General features: G+C 44.3%; 18 protein-coding genes. 13 read left to right on the top strand and 5 right to left on the bottom strand.

The genetic code is table 11. The annotated features are described in order from the left end of the window. Positions 1 to 61 precede the first annotated feature (61 nt). The 7 genes from sohB to pyrF all read left to right on the top strand — a co-directional run bounded on the left by sohB (position 62) and on the right by pyrF (position 6,638). Positions 62 to 1,123: a protease SohB gene (gene sohB, locus DPF91_RS10665; RefSeq protein WP_117234411.1), complete on the top strand. Its 1,062-nt coding sequence runs from the start codon at positions 62 to 64 to the stop codon at positions 1,121 to 1,123. A gap of 181 nt (positions 1,124 to 1,304) precedes the next feature. After that, the gene (gene cmk / locus DPF91_RS10660) at positions 1,305 to 1,982 is read left to right on the top strand and encodes a (d)CMP kinase (RefSeq protein WP_117234410.1); all 678 of its coding nucleotides are present in this window, start codon (positions 1,305 to 1,307) and stop codon (positions 1,980 to 1,982) included. Positions 1,983 to 2,141: 159 nt separating this feature from the next. After that, positions 2,142 to 3,812, top strand: a complete 1,671-nt coding sequence (rpsA, locus tag DPF91_RS10655; RefSeq protein ID WP_117234409.1) for a 30S ribosomal protein S1 — start codon at positions 2,142 to 2,144, stop codon at positions 3,810 to 3,812. Between the two features lie 102 nt (positions 3,813 to 3,914). Further along, complete coding sequence (gene ihfB / locus DPF91_RS10650) at positions 3,915 to 4,199, top strand: integration host factor subunit beta (RefSeq protein WP_117234408.1); 285 nt, start codon at positions 3,915 to 3,917, stop codon at positions 4,197 to 4,199. Between the two features lie 162 nt (positions 4,200 to 4,361). Further along, positions 4,362 to 4,649: a LapA family protein gene (locus DPF91_RS10645; protein ID WP_117234407.1), complete on the top strand. Its 288-nt coding sequence runs from the start codon at positions 4,362 to 4,364 to the stop codon at positions 4,647 to 4,649. 25 nt (positions 4,650 to 4,674) lie between these two features. Further along, the gene (gene lapB / locus DPF91_RS10640; RefSeq protein ID WP_117234406.1) at positions 4,675 to 5,844 is read left to right on the top strand and encodes a lipopolysaccharide assembly protein LapB; all 1,170 of its coding nucleotides are present in this window, start codon (positions 4,675 to 4,677) and stop codon (positions 5,842 to 5,844) included. A 98-nt stretch (positions 5,845 to 5,942) separates the two neighbouring features. Continuing rightward, entirely contained in the window at positions 5,943 to 6,638 is a 696-nt protein-coding gene (gene pyrF, locus DPF91_RS10635) for an orotidine-5'-phosphate decarboxylase (protein ID WP_117234405.1), read from the top strand. Positions 6,639 to 6,922: 284 nt separating this feature from the next. Here pyrF and cobO read toward each other — a convergent pair whose 3' ends face one another. Further along, positions 6,923 to 7,528, bottom strand: coding sequence for a cob(I)yrinic acid a,c-diamide adenosyltransferase (gene cobO / locus DPF91_RS10630; RefSeq protein ID WP_117234404.1), 606 nt, complete (start codon positions 7,526 to 7,528; stop codon positions 6,923 to 6,925). Between the two features lie 128 nt (positions 7,529 to 7,656). Between cobO and DPF91_RS10625 the strand changes: the two genes are divergently transcribed. Continuing rightward, positions 7,657 to 8,106: a low molecular weight protein-tyrosine-phosphatase gene (locus DPF91_RS10625; protein WP_117234403.1), complete on the top strand. Its 450-nt coding sequence runs from the start codon at positions 7,657 to 7,659 to the stop codon at positions 8,104 to 8,106. A gap of 89 nt (positions 8,107 to 8,195) precedes the next feature. Here the strand turns inward: DPF91_RS10625 and bioA are convergent, their stop codons facing one another. After that, a complete protein-coding gene (gene bioA / locus DPF91_RS10620; RefSeq protein WP_117234402.1) occupies positions 8,196 to 9,476 on the bottom strand; it encodes an adenosylmethionine--8-amino-7-oxononanoate transaminase in 1,281 nt (426 codons plus the stop codon). Between the two features lie 170 nt (positions 9,477 to 9,646). On the opposite strand from bioA, the gene bioB reads away from it, so the two are divergent. Genes bioB through bioD form a run of 4 tightly spaced genes read left to right on the top strand, consistent with a single transcriptional unit; the run spans position 9,647 to position 13,342 of the window. Further along, complete coding sequence (gene bioB, locus DPF91_RS10615) at positions 9,647 to 10,699, top strand: biotin synthase BioB (RefSeq protein WP_117234401.1); 1,053 nt, start codon at positions 9,647 to 9,649, stop codon at positions 10,697 to 10,699. Further along, the gene (gene bioF / locus DPF91_RS10610) at positions 10,692 to 11,849 is read left to right on the top strand and encodes an 8-amino-7-oxononanoate synthase (protein ID WP_241033801.1); all 1,158 of its coding nucleotides are present in this window, start codon (positions 10,692 to 10,694) and stop codon (positions 11,847 to 11,849) included. Before bioB ends, bioF begins: the two co-directional genes overlap by 8 nt. Beyond that, positions 11,850 to 12,662, top strand: coding sequence for a malonyl-ACP O-methyltransferase BioC (gene bioC / locus DPF91_RS10605; protein WP_117234399.1), 813 nt, complete (start codon positions 11,850 to 11,852; stop codon positions 12,660 to 12,662). It abuts the gene before it with no gap. After that, positions 12,659 to 13,342, top strand: coding sequence for a dethiobiotin synthase (gene bioD, locus DPF91_RS10600; protein WP_117234398.1), 684 nt, complete (start codon positions 12,659 to 12,661; stop codon positions 13,340 to 13,342). Before bioC ends, bioD begins: the two co-directional genes overlap by 4 nt. A 75-nt stretch (positions 13,343 to 13,417) precedes the next feature. Here bioD and DPF91_RS22070 read toward each other — a convergent pair whose 3' ends face one another. Next, the gene (locus DPF91_RS22070; RefSeq protein ID WP_164684126.1) at positions 13,418 to 13,579 is read right to left on the bottom strand and encodes a hypothetical protein; all 162 of its coding nucleotides are present in this window, start codon (positions 13,577 to 13,579) and stop codon (positions 13,418 to 13,420) included. A 198-nt stretch (positions 13,580 to 13,777) separates the two neighbouring features. On the opposite strand from DPF91_RS22070, the gene DPF91_RS10595 reads away from it, so the two are divergent. Continuing rightward, positions 13,778 to 14,164 (top strand): MmcQ/YjbR family DNA-binding protein, encoded by a 387-nt coding sequence (locus DPF91_RS10595; RefSeq protein ID WP_117234397.1) that lies wholly within the window; start codon positions 13,778 to 13,780, stop codon positions 14,162 to 14,164. Positions 14,165 to 14,190: 26 nt separating this feature from the next. On the opposite strand, the gene DPF91_RS10590 is transcribed toward DPF91_RS10595, so the two are convergent. Continuing rightward, positions 14,191 to 15,438 (bottom strand): leucine-rich repeat-containing protein kinase family protein, encoded by a 1,248-nt coding sequence (locus DPF91_RS10590; RefSeq protein WP_117234553.1) that lies wholly within the window; start codon positions 15,436 to 15,438, stop codon positions 14,191 to 14,193. Positions 15,439 to 15,514: 76 nt separating this feature from the next. Beyond that, entirely contained in the window at positions 15,515 to 17,635 is a 2,121-nt protein-coding gene (locus DPF91_RS10585; RefSeq protein WP_117234396.1) for a sensor domain-containing diguanylate cyclase, read from the bottom strand. Positions 17,636 to 17,692: the final 57 nt, after the last annotated feature.

Raw genomic sequence — 17,692 nt, 5'->3', positions numbered from 1 at the left:
CAGTTTTATTGTGGGAAATTTCGGTTACAATACACCAATTCTGAAAGGAGAGGATAATACATTGGAATTTTTGTTAGATTACGGGCTGTTTTTAGCCAAGATTGCGACTGTCGTAATTGCGATTATCGCTATTCTTGTGATTGCAAAGGCTGTCGGCTCTAAGCAAGGTGCGGCAAAAGGTGAGCTAGAAGTAACGGACTTGTCTGAGCGCTATAAGAATACCGTTAGCCAACTAGAACACCACCTGCACGATGACACATTCTTAAAAGCACGTGCAAAAACCGAAAAGAAAGCGGAAAAAGACAAACAAAAAGCACGTGAGAAAGAAGTGAAGCAAGCCGCCAAGTCAGGTGATTTAAAAGCAACGCACGAACCTCACCTATTTGTACTTGATTTTAATGGCAGTATTGATGCGAAAGAGGTCGCTTCATTACGTGAAGAGGTCACTGCTGTACTTGCTGTCGCAAAAGAAGGCGATGAAGTTTTGCTGCGCTTGGAATCAGGAGGTGGCATGGTTCACGCCTACGGTTTGGCTTCTTCTCAACTTGATCGTATCAAGGCGGCTGGTTTGCCTCTGACTATTTCTGTCGACAAGGTTGCAGCAAGCGGTGGCTACATGATGGCATGTATTGCCGATAAAATTGTTTCTGCTCCGTTTGCTATTGTTGGATCTATTGGTGTCATTGCCCAGTTACCTAATTTCAATAAAGTACTTAAGAAGTTTGATATCGAATATGAGCAACTGACAGCAGGCGAGTACAAGCGCACACTGACTATGTTCGGTGAGAATACTGACAAAGCTCGAGAGAAATTCAAGCAAGAGCTCGAAGAGACACATGTATTGTTCAAAGACTTTATTCGAGACCATCGACCTGAGCTTGATCTGGAAAAGGTAGCGACAGGTGAACATTGGTTTGGCACACAGGCTCATGAGCTTGGTCTTGTCGACGAAATAAAAACATCAGACGACCTTGTTATTGAAGCGTGTAAAAATAAGACGGTATTGGCTATCCATTACACGCAGAAGAAGAAGCTCGCTGATAAGTTAGCCGGTGTTGCGGGTAAAGCGGCGGATAACGTATTGCTTAAACTGATTGAAAGAGGCCAAAAACCAATCGTTTAACCAAAAGCATTGATACGTATATAAGGCTCTTTAGAACCAGTTCTAAAGAGCCTTTCTTTTTGTCATGTCGATAAGTTTCCCCAATTTATCCTCGCTACTCAGTGGCTTTGCGCCTATAATATGCCACCGAAAAAGTAGGCTTGAGCCTGAATACTATAATCCTCATCAACGTGGAGTTCTTATGTCCTCTCACACTCCGGTAATTACCGTAGATGGACCAAGCGGTGCTGGTAAAGGCACGCTTTGTATGCTGTTGGCGAAACAACTCGGCTTTCATTTATTAGACTCTGGTGCGATTTATCGCGTACTTGCGCTTGCTGCGATTCACCACGGCGTAAGCCTTGAGTCTGAAGATGCGTTAGTGCCTCTAGCGACACACTTAGATGTACAGTTTATTGCTGAGGGTGATCTGGTAAAGGTTATCCTTGAAGGTGAAGATGTTTCTGGTGAGCTTCGTAAAGAAGAGACTGGAATGGCAGCTTCAAAAGTAGCGGCTTTACCACGCGTGCGTGAAGCTCTGCTGCGTCGTCAACGTGCATTTGCAGAAGCACCTGGCCTTGTGGCTGATGGTCGCGATATGGGGACGGTTGTGTTCCAAGAAGCTGAAGCAAAAATCTTCCTAGATGCAAGTGCTGAAGAGCGTGCTCAAAGACGCCTTAAACAGTTGCAACTTAAAGGTTTAGATGTTAAATTTGGCGACCTTTTGAGCGAGATCCAAGAGCGAGACGACCGAGATCGTAACCGTGCGGTTGCGCCATTACGTCCCGCTGAGGATGCGCTAGTGCTTGACTCTACATCGATGAGTATCGATGAAGTGGTCGAAAAAGCACGTGAATATATCGAATCTAAGCTTGCTTAATACTCTATAATTAAGGGCGGTGCTTATTACCTCGGTAACAGGTATTGCTCTTATTAGGTAAGAGGCAAGAACCGTTGGTCGCAAGGATGATGACCGGCGAATTTATCAACCCCATGCGGTAGGATACCCATGGACGTTTAATTAATTGAAGATTAAATAATGACTGAATCTTTTGCTCAACTCTTTGAAGAGTTTCTAAACGAAACAGAATTCCAACAAGGCAGCATCGTTAAAGGTACTGTAGTAGCTATCGAGAACGGTTTCGTTCTTGTTGACGCTGGTCTTAAGTCTGAGTCTGCTATCCCAGCTGAACAATTCAAGAACGCTGCTGGCGAACTTGAAGTTGAAGTTGGCGCTGAAGTAGACGTAGCTCTAGACGCTGTTGAAGATGGTTTCGGTGAAACTCAACTTTCTCGTGAGAAAGCTAAGCGTCACGAAGCTTGGATCGTTCTTGAGAAAGCTTACGAAGAAGCTGAAACTGTTGTTGGTATCATCAACGGTAAAGTTAAAGGCGGTTTCACTGTTGAACTAAACGGTATCCGTGCTTTCCTTCCTGGCTCTCTTGTAGACGTACGTCCTATCCGTGACACTGCTCACCTAGAAAACAAAGAGCTAGAGTTCAAAGTTATCAAACTTGACCAGAAGCGTAACAACGTAGTTGTTTCTCGCCGCGCAGTTATCGAATCTGAGAACAGCGTTGAGCGTGACGAACTTCTTGAAACTCTACAAGAAGGTTCTGAAGTTAAAGGTATCGTTAAGAACCTTACTGACTACGGTGCATTCGTTGACCTTGGTGGTGTTGACGGTCTTCTACATATCACTGATATGGCTTGGAAGCGTGTTAAGCACCCATCTGAGATCGTTAACGTTGGTGACGAGATCCAAGTTAAAGTTCTTAAGTTCGACCGTGAGCGTACTCGCGTATCACTAGGTCTTAAGCAACTAGGCGAAGATCCATGGGTAGCAATCGCTAAGCGTTACCCAGAAGGTCACAAGCTTTCTGGCCGTGTTACTAACCTAACTGACTACGGCTGCTTCGTTGAAATCGAAGAAGGCGTTGAAGGTCTAGTACACGTTTCTGAAATGGATTGGACTAACAAGAACATCCACCCATCTAAAGTTGTTAATGTTGGCGACGAAGTTGAGGTTATGGTTCTTGATATCGACGAAGAACGTCGTCGTATCTCTCTAGGTCTGAAACAATGTAAAGCTAACCCATGGCAGTCATTCGCAGAGATCCAAGCTAAAGGCGATAAAGTTACTGGTAAGATCAAGTCTATCACTGACTTCGGTATCTTCATCGGTCTAGAAGGCGGCATCGACGGTCTTGTTCACCTATCTGACATTTCTTGGAATGTTACAGGTGAAGAAGCAGTACGTGAGTACAAGAAAGGTGACGAAATCTCTGCAGTTGTTCTAGCAGTAGACGCTGACCGTGAGCGTATTTCTCTTGGCATCAAGCAAATGGAAAACGACCCGTTCAACGCATACGTAGCTGACAACAAGAAAGGTGCTCTAGTAAACGGTACTGTAACTGCTGTTGACGCTAAAGGTGCTACTATCGAACTAGTAGACGGCGTTGAAGGTTACATCCGTGCTTCTGAAGTATCTCGTGACCGTATCGAAGACGCTTCTCTAATCCTAAGTGCTGGTGACAGTGTTGAAGCTAAGTTCACAGGTGTAGACCGTAAGAACCGCGTAATCAACCTATCTATCAAAGCTAAAGATGAAGCTGAAGAGCAAGAAGCAATGGCTTCTCTGAACAAAGCTGACGACGCTTCGTTCGGTAACGCTATGGCAGACGCATTCAAAGCTGCAAAAGGCGAATAATTTAAATTATCGCTAGAAAAGGAGCCGAAAGGCTCCTTTTTTTTTGCTTAATTTTTCGATAGGTCTATAATTCTTAAAAAGAAAAACGAACTGAGGAACATTATGACTAAGTCTGAGTTGATCGAGCGACTTTGTGCCGAGCAAACCCATTTATCAGCAAAAGAAATCGAAGATGCAGTCAAAGATATTCTTGAACAGATGGCGACAACACTTGAGGGTGGTGACCGAATCGAGATTCGTGGATTTGGCAGTTTCTCACTACACTACCGTGAGCCTCGCCTAGGCCGTAACCCTAAGACGGGTGATAAAGTGGAGCTGGAAGGTAAATACGTTCCACACTTTAAGCCAGGTAAGGAATTACGTGAGCGCGTTAATGCGTCTATGTAATAAGAGTAGTTAAAAATTTGTTTTTTTGATTTATCAAAAGACTTAAAAAGCGGTATGCCTAGGTATGCCGCTTTTTTATGACGATAACGTAGCGGTTAATCGTAGCTTGAATCTGCTTTTTGCTGCATAATCAAAGACTCGATTTTTCTAGGGGCATCGACCGTGAAAATTATAAAAATAATCCTCGTAATCGCGTTATTCCTCATTACATTAGCTTTGGGCGCTGAAAACCAAGAAGTTGTGACCTTTAACTACCTGCTAGCAAAAGGTGAATTCCACCTCTCAACACTACTTGGCGTTGTGTTTGCTGCGGCGTTTGGTGTAGCGTGGCTTATCTTCGGAACTATGTACCTAAAGGCACAATTGAAGATTAAGCGTTTGAACCGCAAGCTGAAAAAGCAACAAGGTGGTGATACTACCTCTGCTGTACCGACAGAAAGCAAAGCATAACTAAGGACTCTTGTAGGTTTAATTGATGTTAGAGTTACTTTTCTTGTTGTTACCTATTGCCGCGGCCTATGGCTGGTATATGGGTAATCGAAGTGCACAGCAAGATAAGCAAAAGCAATCACACCAGATATCCCGTCAATATGTGACGGGTCTGAACCTACTCCTTTCTGATCAATCGGATAAAGCGGTTGATCACTTTATCGAACTTCTTCAGGTCGATAATGAAACTATCGATACTCACCTTGCTCTCGGCAATCTATTCCGCTCTCGTGGTGAAGTAGACCGCGCTATTCGTATTCACCAAAACCTCATCTCCCGCTCAGGCTTAACGATTGACCAAAAGAACCTTGCGCTGCAACAGTTAGCGAAAGATTACATGGTATCTGGCTTTTTAGATCGAGCAGAGAAAATCTTTGAACAACTTGTTGAAGAGCCAGACCATAAGGAAGGTGCTTTACAACAGTTGGTTGCCATCTATCAGCAAACTCGTGAGTGGGATAAAGCGATTCATTACGCCAATATCTTGGTAAAAATGGGCCGTAAGCGAATGAAGTCCAACATTGCTCATTTCTATTGTGAGTTGGCGGTATTAGAGCAATCGGAAGGGCAACGAAAGAAAGCGATTGGCCACTTCAAGAAAGCTCTGGATATCGACCCTAAATGTGTTCGAGCAAGTATTCTGCTCAGTAAGCTAAGCCTTGAAAATGAAGAGTACCAAGACACCATTGCTTACTTAGAGCGTGTGCTTGAACAAGATATCGATTTTATTAGCGAAGTACTACCAACCCTTGCAGAGTGTTATCACCATATTGGCCGTGAAGACCAACTGGTTGAGTTTCTGCGTTCATGTATTGAGCGTAAGGCTGGGGTATCGGCGGAGCTTATGCTAGCTCAAATGGTAGCCAGCCATGAAAACACCGCCTCTGCACAAGAATTATTGACTCGCCAATTGGTAAAAAATCCTACCATGAAAGGCTTTTATCGTCTGATGGATTACCATTTAGCTGAGGCGGAAGAGGGGCGGGCAAAAGACAGCTTAACCACCCTACAGAAACTGGTGGGTGAGCAACTTAAAGTGAAGCCGCATTACCGATGTCGTAAGTGTGGTTTCTCGACCCATGCTCTTTACTGGCATTGTCCTTCGTGTAAAGGGTGGGGGACGATTAAGCCGATCCGTGGCTTAGACGGAGAATAAATTTCAACAAGGCAATGCTTGCAAGGGCATTGCTTTCTTTTAGGTAAAGGCTGCCATTGGGCAGCATTTTTATAAGCTCAGAATCATTAGGAGAGAAAATGGTCGACCAAAAAGTAATCGTAGCACTGGATTATGACAACCAAGCGGATGCACTTGCATTTGTAGATAGAATTGACCCAAGCTCTTGTCGCCTAAAAGTCGGTAAAGAAATGTTTACTCTGTTTGGTCCTGAGTTTGTTCGCGAACTGCACAAGCGTGGGTTCTCGGTATTCCTAGACCTTAAGTTTCACGATATTCCAAACACATGTTCTAAAGCTGTTCGCGCTGCTGCAGAAATGGGTGTGTGGATGGTTAACGTGCATGCTGGCGGTGGTGAAAAGATGATGGCAGCATCTCGAGAGATTATTGAACCTTATGGTAAGGATCGCCCGCTACTTATTGGTGTTACAGTGCTCACTAGCATGGAACAAGCAGATCTAGCGGGTATTGGCCTTGATGTTCAACCTCAAGAGCAAGTTATGCGCCTAGCAAATCTAACAAAGAATGCAGGCCTAGATGGTGTGGTATGCTCAGCACAAGAGTCATCTTTGCTTAAATCAGCACTGGGTCAAGAGTTCAAACTAGTAACGCCAGGCATTCGTCCAGCAGGTTCAGCCGCGGGTGATCAGAAGCGTATCATGACTCCATACGACGCCATCCAAGCAGGCTCAGACTACCTAGTAATCGGTCGTCCAATTACACAAGCGGCAGATCCAGCACAGGTATTGGCTGACATCAACGCAACGTTGGTATAGGTACCTAGAACGGACTTCGTCCTCTAGAAAGCTAGAGCGCTGCGCTTCAAGATAACGAGATCGCTTCGCTGCTGGAAAATTGGATATCTAGATTCTTTAATCTACCGCACTAAAAAGGGTTGACGTTAAACGTCAACCCTTCAAAATTCTCTAGCTCTCTAGCTCTCTAGCTCTCTAGCTCTCTAGCTCTCTAGCTCTCTAGCTCTCTAGCTCTCTAGCTCTCTAGCTCTCTAGCTCTCTAGCTCTCTAGCTCTCTAGCTCTCTAGCTCTCTAGCTCTCTAGCTCTACCAATCGACACCCTGTAGTGCTTTTACGCCACTTTCAAAAGCGTGTTTTACATTCTTCACTTCAGACACCGTATCGGCCATTTCAATTAGAGTTCTATGCGCGCCACGGCCGGTGATAATAACGGACTGCATTTTAGGACGATTGCTTAGCGCTTCGACCACTTCATCTAAATCAATGTAGCCGTAACTTACCATGTATGTGAGTTCGTCAAACAGGATGACATCGATGGACTCATCGGTGAGCAAACGCTTACATTCTTGCCAAACCTTTTGTGCCGCTTCAGTATCAGCCGCTTTGTTTTGAGTTTCCCAGGTAAAGCCTGTCGCCATAACGTGAAATTCAACGCCAAGCTTCTCTAATAGGTTACGTTCGCCATTTGCCCACGTACCTTTAATGAACTGAGCAACTGCTGCTTTCTTATTATGGCCAACCGCTCGAGCTATCGTGCCAAATCCAGATGTGGATTTACCTTTACCGTTTCCTGTGATGATAAGTAGTAACCCTTTCTCTTCTTGAGCTGCGGCGACCTTAGCATCAACTTGTTCTTTTACTTTTTGTTGGCGAGCTTTGTGACGTGATTCTTTATTGTCTTCGACTGACATGCGGAGTCCTTGCTGATTCGCGAATAATCTGTCTATCATAACGTAATTGAAATGAATTTGAAGAAGTCTAAAACCCCAATAAAATCAGGGTATAAGATTTTTAAGGAGACAGTTTTAGGTAGGTGTCTATGAAGAAAATATTAGTGGTTTGTATGGGCAATATATGCCGCTCACCAACAGGTGAGGCAGTTTTACGAGCGAAGAGTCAAGAATTAGGGATTTCCATCGAAGTTGATTCCGCTGGTACGATTGGTTTTCATCAAGGTAACTCTCCAGACTCGCGTTCGAAAGCCGCTGGCGAAGCACGAGGCTATTCTTTTAAGGGCATTCACTCCCGCAAAGTGGTCTCAGAAGACTTTGATTATTTTGACTATATACTTGCCGCAGACAAAGCGAACTTAGCCGATCTGACCGACATCTGCCCAGAACACTTAAGACATAAATTGTCCCTTTTTTTGAGTCATTCACAGAGCAGCTATAACGAAATTCCGGATCCATACTACGGTGGAGATCAGGAATTCGAGCTTGTTCTCGATCTGATTGAAGAAGCGAGCGAAAATATACTGCGTAACCTTTAGGCTCTACTTTAGCCCTATCAACACACTCTTAACCTAATGAGGGAAAGACGATAGGGCTATAGTGCTCAGCTTTGTTCAAAAATACTGCTTCAGCTTTGAAAACAGTCTTCTGTTTGCAGCGCTATTTCTATTGCGTCAACCAGCTTACCAATATGTTCCTGCTCGCTAATGAATGGGGGCATCATGTAGATCAATCGACCGAATGGTCTTATCCATACGCCTTGTTCAACGAACAGTGCTTGGATCGCTTCCATATTTACTGGGTGATGAGTCTCAACCACGCCGATTGCTCCTAGCCAACGAATATCTTTGACTTGCGAGTATTGTCGGAGTTTAGGTAATCGAGTTGCGAACTGATGCTCAATCATGTTGGTTTGAGCTTGCCAGTTTTCTTCTTCTATCAAAGACAAACTTGCGCTGCCCACAGCACAGGCTAGTGGGTTACCCATGAAGGTTGGACCGTGCATAAAGCAGCCGGCTTCCCCCCCACAAACGGTATCGGCAACATTTTTACTCGCTAGTGTCGCAGATAAAGTCATGTAGCCGCCGGTTAACGCTTTACCTAGGCATAGAATATCTGGTTGAACGTCGGCATGCTCACAGGCGAAAAGTTTACCAGTACGACCAAAGCCAGTAGCGATTTCATCCAGAATGAGCAATACATTGTGTTCATCGCATAGTGCTCTCACTCTACGTAAGAACTCGGGATGATAAATACGCATACCTCCGGCACCTTGGACGATAGGCTCAAGGATAACTGCGGCGATCTCATCATTGTGTTGCGAAATCTTATGTTTAAAGTCGTCGATGTCTGATTCGTGCCACTCATGCCAAAAACCACACTGAGGAGATTTTGCAAAGATATGCTCGGGTAAGAAACCTTTGTATAAGGAGTGCATCGAGTTGTCTGGGTCGGTGACAGACATCGCTGCAAATGTATCCCCATGATAACCATCTCGAAGCGTTAAAAATTTAGAACGTGGTGTCCCTTTTGCGTGCCAATATTGAAGTGCCATCTTTAGGCTCACCTCAACCGATACCGAACCAGAATCCGCTAAGAAAACGTGCTCAAGGTTGCTTGGTGCTAGTTTGAGTAACTTCTTACATAAGTCGATCGCTGGTTGATGCGTCATACCACCAAACATGACATGAGAAACTTTATCGATTTGCCCATGAGCGGCTTCATTCAATACAGGATGATTATATCCATGGATGGTTGACCACCAAGAGGACATTCCATCCACGAGTTGTTTTCCATCCTCAAGCTCTATGTAGACGCCTTTTGCTGATGTAACTGGGTAACAGGTCAGAGGTGTAAGTGTTGAGGTGTAAGGATGCCAGATATGCTGGCGATCGAAGGCGAGATCCATGTGAGCTTCCGTTTATTGGTTTGTGTGAATATTAATCACATGTAAACCTTATGTGTTTTCTTTGTGTTGACAGTCTACCGCTTGTCGGTAGACTAGCCAAGTCGGAGCACTAGTCAAAAATAGAATTACAACCAAAATTAACGGTCAATCGACCAAAATAAGGAAGCCCTGTGGAAGTTCGTCACAATTGGACTGTCGAAGAAGTCCGTTCTCTGCTTGAAAAACCATTTATGGATCTGCTGTTTGAAGCACAGTTGGTACATCGTCAATTTCAACAACACAATCATGTCCAAGTCAGTACGCTGCTTTCCATTAAGACAGGTGCGTGTCCAGAGGATTGCAAATACTGTCCGCAGAGTGCCCACTATCGAACTGATATCGATAAAGAGCGTCTGATGGAAGTGGAACGTGTACTTGACGCAGCACTAAAAGCGAAAAACTCTGGCTCAACACGCTTTTGTATGGGTGCCGCTTGGAAGAATCCAAAAGAGCGGGACATGGCACACCTTACTCAGATGATTCAGGGTGTAAAAGAGATGGGGCTAGAGACCTGCATGACGCTTGGTATGCTAACTCCTGAGCAGGCACAGACTTTGTCAGATGCAGGTTTGGATTACTACAACCATAACCTTGACACTTCGCCTGAGTTTTACGGCAACATCATTACTACTCGTACTTACCAAGATCGACTCGACACACTGTCTCACGTACGCGATGCCGGGATGAAAATTTGCTCTGGTGGTATTATCGGTATGGGTGAAAGTACCAACGACCGTGCAGGCCTGCTTGTTGAACTAGCTAACTTGCCGGCTCATCCAGAGAGTGTGCCAATCAATATGTTGGTTAAAGTAAAAGGCACACCAATGGAAGATGTTGACGATGTAGAGCCGTTTGATTTCATTCGCTTGATCGCTATTGCACGAATTATGATGCCCAATTCTGCGGTTCGCCTGTCAGCCGGTCGTGAAAATATGAATGAACAGATGCAAGCCCTGTGCTTTATGGCTGGTGCCAATTCTATTTTTTATGGATGTAAGCTACTAACCACTCCAAACCCAGATGAAGATACTGATATGCAGCTGTTTAAGAAGCTGGGTATCAATAGTCAGCAGGTATCGCAAAAACCTGATGAAATCCAAGAGAATGAACTGTTAGACCAAGTTGTCGAGCGCGTTGCAGCGCGCCCGACTAAAGACGATATTTTTTACGACGCAAGTGTTTAGATCTAGGATACAAGCTGTTCTCGACTCTCGTCGAGAGCAAGGGTTGAATCGTCAACTTGCCCCGTTAACCGATGGCAACAAAACGGTGTTTGAACAGTCGGGCGAGCGATACGTTAACTTTTCGAGCAACGACTACTTGGGTTTAGCGACTTCTCAAGAGCTTGGTAAAGCTTGGCAGTCTGGTATTGATAAGTACGGTGTCGGTAGCGGTGCATCACCTCTCGTGACGGGCTTTAGCTCAGTACATCAACATCTTGAGAATAAACTTTGTGACTGGCTGGGCTATGAGCGAGCAGTTCTATTTGGCTCAGGCTTTAGCGCAAATCAGGCTTTGTTATTTTCGATGCTAGACAAGGGTGACCTGTTACTGCAAGACAAGCTTAATCACGCCTCTTTGATGGAGGCGGGGATGTTGTCGCCTGCTACAATGAAACGTTTCAGGCACAACGATATTGCTCATTGTTCATCAATAGTCAGCTCTAAAAGTTCAGATACAGCCGCACTAGTAGTTACGGAAGGCGTATTTAGTATGGATGGTGATAGAGCGCCGTTGAAACATCTAGCCGAACTGACCAGTACTAGTAGCGCTTGGCTAGCTGTTGACGATGCTCACGGGATAGGAGTCCTAGGTGAAGCAGGGCGTGGTAGTTGTGATGCAGTTGATGTTCGTCCCAATATCTTGGTGGTGACATTTGGTAAGGCATTTGGCCTCTCTGGTGCCGCGATCATGTGTGATTCACTAACGGGTGACTATCTCACTCAGTTTGCCCGACATCATGTCTATTCGACTGCTATCCCACCTTCTCAAGCTTATGCACTCTCCCATGCCGTGGACATGATCAAAACTCAGCAGTGGCGTCGAGACAAGCTACTCGAACTCAATGAACGATATGACCATAAAATGCGGGAGATTCGTGGTTATCAGCAGACATCGACGCCAATCAAACCATTGCTCATTGGTGGTTCGGAAAGAGCGGTGAAGCTAGCTACGTCCTTAAAATCTTGCGGGTTATGGGTGACGGCAATTCGTCCACCGACAGTGCCGAACGGCACAGCTCGACTCAGGATCACACTTACCGCTAATCATCAGGTTAGTGACATCGATAAGCTGGCGGAAAGCTGCTTAAGGTTTCAGGGAGATACGGCATAAATGACGAACAACGCGTTTAAGTTCGACGATGCATTAGTCTATGCAGATAAGCAAGCCATTGCATGTGCGTTTGGTCGGGCTGCACACACTTACGACCGTCATGCTGAGTTCCAGCGTGATGTTGGACGTCGCCTGTTGGATAAATTGCCTTCATCGCTTACTGGTTATGAGGTTTTAGATCTAGGGTGTGGTACTGGATACTTTTCTAAAAAGCTGGCAGAGAGAGGTGCTCGAGTGACGTGCGCCGATTTATCTGCCGATATGTTACAGCAAGCAAAGATCAGGTGTGACAACCAACCGCATATCTCCTATCAGCTGGCGGACGCAGAAAACCTTCCTTTTGAAGCCAATCAATTTGACTTAGTGTTTTCTAGCTTAGCGCTACAATGGTGTGACGACTTAGCGATTCCCTTAAATGAAATTAAACGTGTGACTAAGCAAGGCGGCCATTGTGTTTTCTCTACCTTGGTTGAGGGTTCGTTGTTTGAGCTATCTGAAGCTTGGAGCGAAATTGATTCATATCAACATGTAAATCAGTTTCTTAGCGAAAAAGCCATAAAAATTGCGTTAGCGCAATCAGGTTGCCAAAACTATCAACTAGACTTGCCGCACATTACGCTCTGGTATGATCGAGCACTTGAACTCATGCGAGACCTTAAGGGGATCGGGGCAACCCATGTTTCTGGTCGTTCGCAGGGGTTAGCAAGTCGACAAGTTCTCAACTCTGTCGAGAAGGCTTACTCACGTTTTCAAAACTCTCAAGGTCGTCTACCAGCGACTTATCACGTTTGTTTAGGGGTCATTCAATTATGATGAATGCTTTTTTTGTTGCCGGTACGGATACCGAAGTAGGCAAAACTGTAGTATCAAAAGCAATACTACAAGCTCTTGGCGCTAAGGGTCTTAAGACCATCGGTTATAAACCTGTGGCAGCAGGTTGTGAAGAAACAGCTGAAGGTTTGAGAAACTCAGATGCACTTCATTTACAAGAAGCAGCAACCCTTGATCTAAAATACGATGATGTCAATCCATACGCATTGAAAGTACCTGCATCTCCGCACTTTGCTGCTAAGTGTGATGGAGTGGAGATTGAGCAAGACGTTATCACTAGCAAACTTGATGAACACAAAGAAAACTCAGATATTGTTCTTGTGGAAGGTGCTGGTGGTTGGCGTGTGCCAATCTCAGATACAGATTATCTATCGAGCTGGGTGAAGAAAGAACAACTACCTGTTGTACTTGTTGTCGGCATCAAGCTCGGCTGTTTGAGCCACGCTATTTTGACAGCAGAAGCCATTCGTAACGATGGCTTGAATGTGGTTGGCTGGGTTGCAAACCGAATTAACCCTGGCACAGAACATTATGCTGAGATTATTGCACTACTTGAGAAGCAAATGGGGGCGCCAAAGCTAGGCGAGATCCCTTATATTCCAAGAGCTAAGAGCCGCGATCTAGGTAAGTACATCAAGTTAGATTCTATTCTAGCCGAATAATCTTACCCAAACGGGATAAAGATTAAGGGCTGCCAAACGTATTTGGCAGCCCTTTTCGTTCTGATGAAGCCACTACTAGTCTTGTAAGCCCAATAATGCTTCTTGGGTTTCTGTAATGCGTTGTTGTAGTGCTTGATCAGACTCTAGCCCTAATTGGTCGCGTGCTTCGTCTTCTGATAAACCTAGGTGACAGCACAATAGATCGATAGCCATGCTGTAAGTTGTATCATTAACCATGAGAGTATCCTTCTTGTGACACGGTTATTGTGTTTGGAATGAATTTATCTTTCTTCACCAAGATGCTCAATAAGACTTAAGTCTAATAGCTAATGCGTAGTGTTGGATGAGCAAGTTCATAGTTAGAATTTGCCAATATTGTGGCTTACGTGCAAACAAGCTATAACTAGAATATTCATAGGGTTAAAGGGATTTGAGATGAACCTAGATGCGTTCAACCAGTTTTGCAGTCAATTTGCAGCAACATCACATGTTGTTCAGTGGGGTGACTCAGAAGTATGGAAAGTAGGAGGGAAGGTGTTCGCGATCGGTTTCACCACTAAAAAAGGAACGCCCGCTTATACTTTCAAGACATCGCCGCTTAACTTCGATTTTTTAAGTGACAGTGAAGGCTATATTCCCGCACCATACTTTGCTTCACGTGGGATGAAATGGATTCAACAAATTGATACGGGTGGCAGTCTTGATGAAGAACTCGAATATTATTTATCCGAGTCCTATCGATTAGTTGCACTTGGTCTAAGTAAGAGAAAACGTACCGAGTTGGGTATCGAAGTTGAAGCAAAAGACCTCGAATTAGACTAGGTCTTTTGAGCTGGATTTTGCCGAAGTTAACGAATTAACTTAGCTAATTTTTGTAATGAGGAATAAGCAGCCGTTTGCTTTTCTATTGGTTTACATACACTCAATAAATCGTCTATGAAATGGCCAAGAGCTCTTGCCTCTACCGCTCTTACACCATATTGCTGAATTTCACTTAAATATCCGTAAATAGATGCTGCGCCAAAATCACCAAAAATGATATTGCTTTCATTATCAACAAGGACATTGTGAGCGTAAAGATCACCATGGCACACCTTAGCTGAATGTAGATGTTCAAACACATCAATCATTTGAGTGACCACTTTTTCAATTTGGTTTATTGATAGTTGAAATTCAGGTTTAAAAACATCCCTTGTGCATGTTTCTAACGTTGGTGGTAGACCAAGATTATCGAAGTGCTCTGGGATGAGTTCCATTACTAGTGATAGGTGGTCAACTTCGTTAACTTGCCCAATTGATTTTACTAGGTTCTCGTGATGCCCCGTTGCTAAACAAGCTTCGAGCTCGTCTTTTGGATAGCCGTCACTGGTTATTTCGCCTTTAAAAACTTTAACAGCCACTTGTGCAGGAAAGTCGAGTTCTTCGTTTAACCAAGTTGCATGAGAAATGACCCCCGAAGCACCTTGTCCAAGTGTATGATTAATGGAGTAGGAACTAGAAGCCACGGTAGGAACATTGCATCGTTCTTCTTCACTGTGACAGAAAGGATTCCCTGAAAACGCCATCCAAGCTAGTTTAGGTAGTTTGAGTAACACGTCAGGGAAAGCCTGTAAGTTGTTTGCCGATAAACGAACAAGCTCGAGATTTATTAATTGAGAAAAACTGTCAGGCAGTTTTTGGATTCGGTTTCCGGCAAGCGCGAGCTTTTGTAGTTTGCTTCTTTCGCCAAGCACCTCCGGTAGGATTTCTATTTGGTTGTCAGTTAAGATTAACCAACGCAATCTCGGAGGAAGAGAGTCACTACTGACATGCTTTATCTGGTTGCTTTTAAACCCAACCATTTCAAGGCTCGGACATGCACCCAGAACGCTGGGCAGATGGGTGAAGTTATTACTGGACGCAAAAATTATTTTGAGTTTTGGTAGGTTAGCCAAAAAATCTGGAAGTTCAGTTAACAAGTTGCCCGATACATCTAAGATTTCTAGTGAATCCGCCAAACTGACAATTTCTTGAGGTAGTTCAGTTAATTTTTCAGAGAGTTTGAGTCGTTTAATTCCAACTAACTCACCGCTTTTTAGTTGTTTGACGGTATTCAATTGATGGCCCACGTTAAAGTATATTTGTGGGGGAAGTCTACCTAGATTAGTTTGTGATTTCGAGAGGACCTTGTTATCAAACTAACACAAACTGATTGCGCCCAGCTTCTTTGGCTTTGAAAAGTGCTTTATCTGCGAGTTCAAATAAACTCTCAAATGACATTGAATTTGAGTAATCGTTAATGTGATTGATGGAACCAATCGAAAGAGTTAGTCGTTCGCTGCATTGGGAGCGTGGGTTGGTCAACCCTGTTTGCTTAATGGCACATTGTAGCTTTTCAAGTTTGTCAGTGAGCTGCTCTTTGGATTGACCATAGCTAAGGATCAAAAACTCATCCCCACCATAGCGGAATAAATGGTCACTTGATAAATGAAAAACTTGCCTCATTTTTTCAGCCACGATCTGTAGTGCCTTGTCTCCATCGTGGTGACCAAAGTAATCGTTGTAACCCTTGTAATAATCGATATCGAGTATAGTCACAGCAATAGGGTTGTTGGTGACGGTCGCGTTATGGATAAGTTGAGGTGCAATGTGATCGAGCTGATAGCGGTTATACAGTCCGGTTAGTGGCTCGGTGCGAGTTAGTTTATCTAGTGTTGAGTTTGCTTGTTTCAAGCTCTCTTTTTGTGCACGGTTCTCTAAAGATATCGCAATAAAGCTCGCCAGCTGCTCAAACAGTTGGCAGTGATGCTGATGATATTGCTCAGGAAGGGAGTGCTGAGAAGACATCAAGCCAAGCACTCGTCCATCGATCATAATGGGGGTTAGCATGATGGATTGAGCCGGCTTCTCATCCTCATTGAAGTAGATATTTTCAGACTGCTTGCGCTGTTCAGTCGGCACAAACTGCGAAAGGATTTCATCGTTAATGCGGTTCAAATGAACGGTAGCCTGATTCTTGATGACGTAGCTGCCAACAGAATGTTCGTGCTCACAATGAATCTGTATAGGTGGAACCGCACCATCATTGTCGCAGAAATAGCGGTAGTCGAGGACTTGGTTGTCTCGCTCGTAAAGTGCAATACCAAACTCGGTACTAGGGAATATAGTTTGAACTTGCTCAAAAATATGAGGGAGCTGCTCACCAATGTCGTCCGTAGTTGCGATGTGTTGCCCTATTTGAGTGATGACACCGATATGCGATTGCATTTTTGCAAGCAGGTGTTTCTCTTGTTCTGCTGTTGTCTCTTCGACCTGTTTCAGTAATGACTCAAACTCACGTTGTTGGCTACGTTCAAAATGAGTGTCAGTTATCTCTATATAACGTTGTTGGTATTGAACTGTTTCTTCAAGTAAGCCTTGTTTGCTAGTAATACTGATCAGGGTTTTGAGTAATACACCTGCGAAGGTGTAGTTACGTTCCATATCGATGTCTTTGAGCAGTTTCTGGCACAGTTTAGAAGCTTGCTCAAGACAATCATGCTTGTTGAGGTACTCCGCATAGTAAACACCGTTTTCATTACGATGGTGTTTATCGTTAATTTGAGCAAAGGTTTGACTCGCCATTTCAAACAAGGTGATGACATCGTCGACAGGGTAACGGTTGTCGATCGACATGATCTGCGCTTTATAACTGTAACCAATCGCCTGACTACGTAGGATGTTCATGTCTTTGGCACTTGAAATCGCGAGATCCAGATACGGTAATGCTTGGGCACATTGGTTTAAATGACCTAGTGCATACCCCATGTTCAATAAGCAAATCGCTCGATTGGTCGTATTACTGATTCTCAGGCCTGCCTCTGCCCCTAACTTAGCGAGATCAAACGCTGCTTGGTACTGCTTCAAAGACAGCAATAGATCACTAATATTGGTATAAGCGAGTGAACGATATGAGTCGTCTAGTAAAGTGATGTTGTCGAGAACTTGCTTAAAGAGGAAGTAAGCTTGTTGATACTCCTCACGGTCTGAGTAGACGGAACCAAGCAGCATTGAGGCGTGAAGTCGAAGGACTTTATCTTCTGGTGTACAGCGCTTTATGCACAAAGTGTAGTGCTCGATAGCTCCCTCCAGATTGTCAGCTCGGTCAAGCTTTAGTGCTTGAATGAATGCGTGTTGCGCCTCTGGCATTTCAATACCATAGTGGTTGCAAATTTGTTCAGCACGTCGTGCGATGGCATCAGAGCCGTGTTGACCAGGGTGGTTTTGAAACTGAGCAAAAATGCTTTGTATTTCTTGTAGGGCTTGCGCGTTCATTCATACTCTCCGAGCTAATGCTCCTATTATACGGGTTATTGTATTGCAGTGTGATCG

It is taken from the genome of Vibrio maerlii, from assembly GCF_003415655.1.
Classification (GTDB): Bacteria; Pseudomonadota; Gammaproteobacteria; order Enterobacterales; family Vibrionaceae; genus Vibrio; species Vibrio maerlii.
This window is presented reverse-complemented; position numbering and strand designations above follow the sequence as displayed.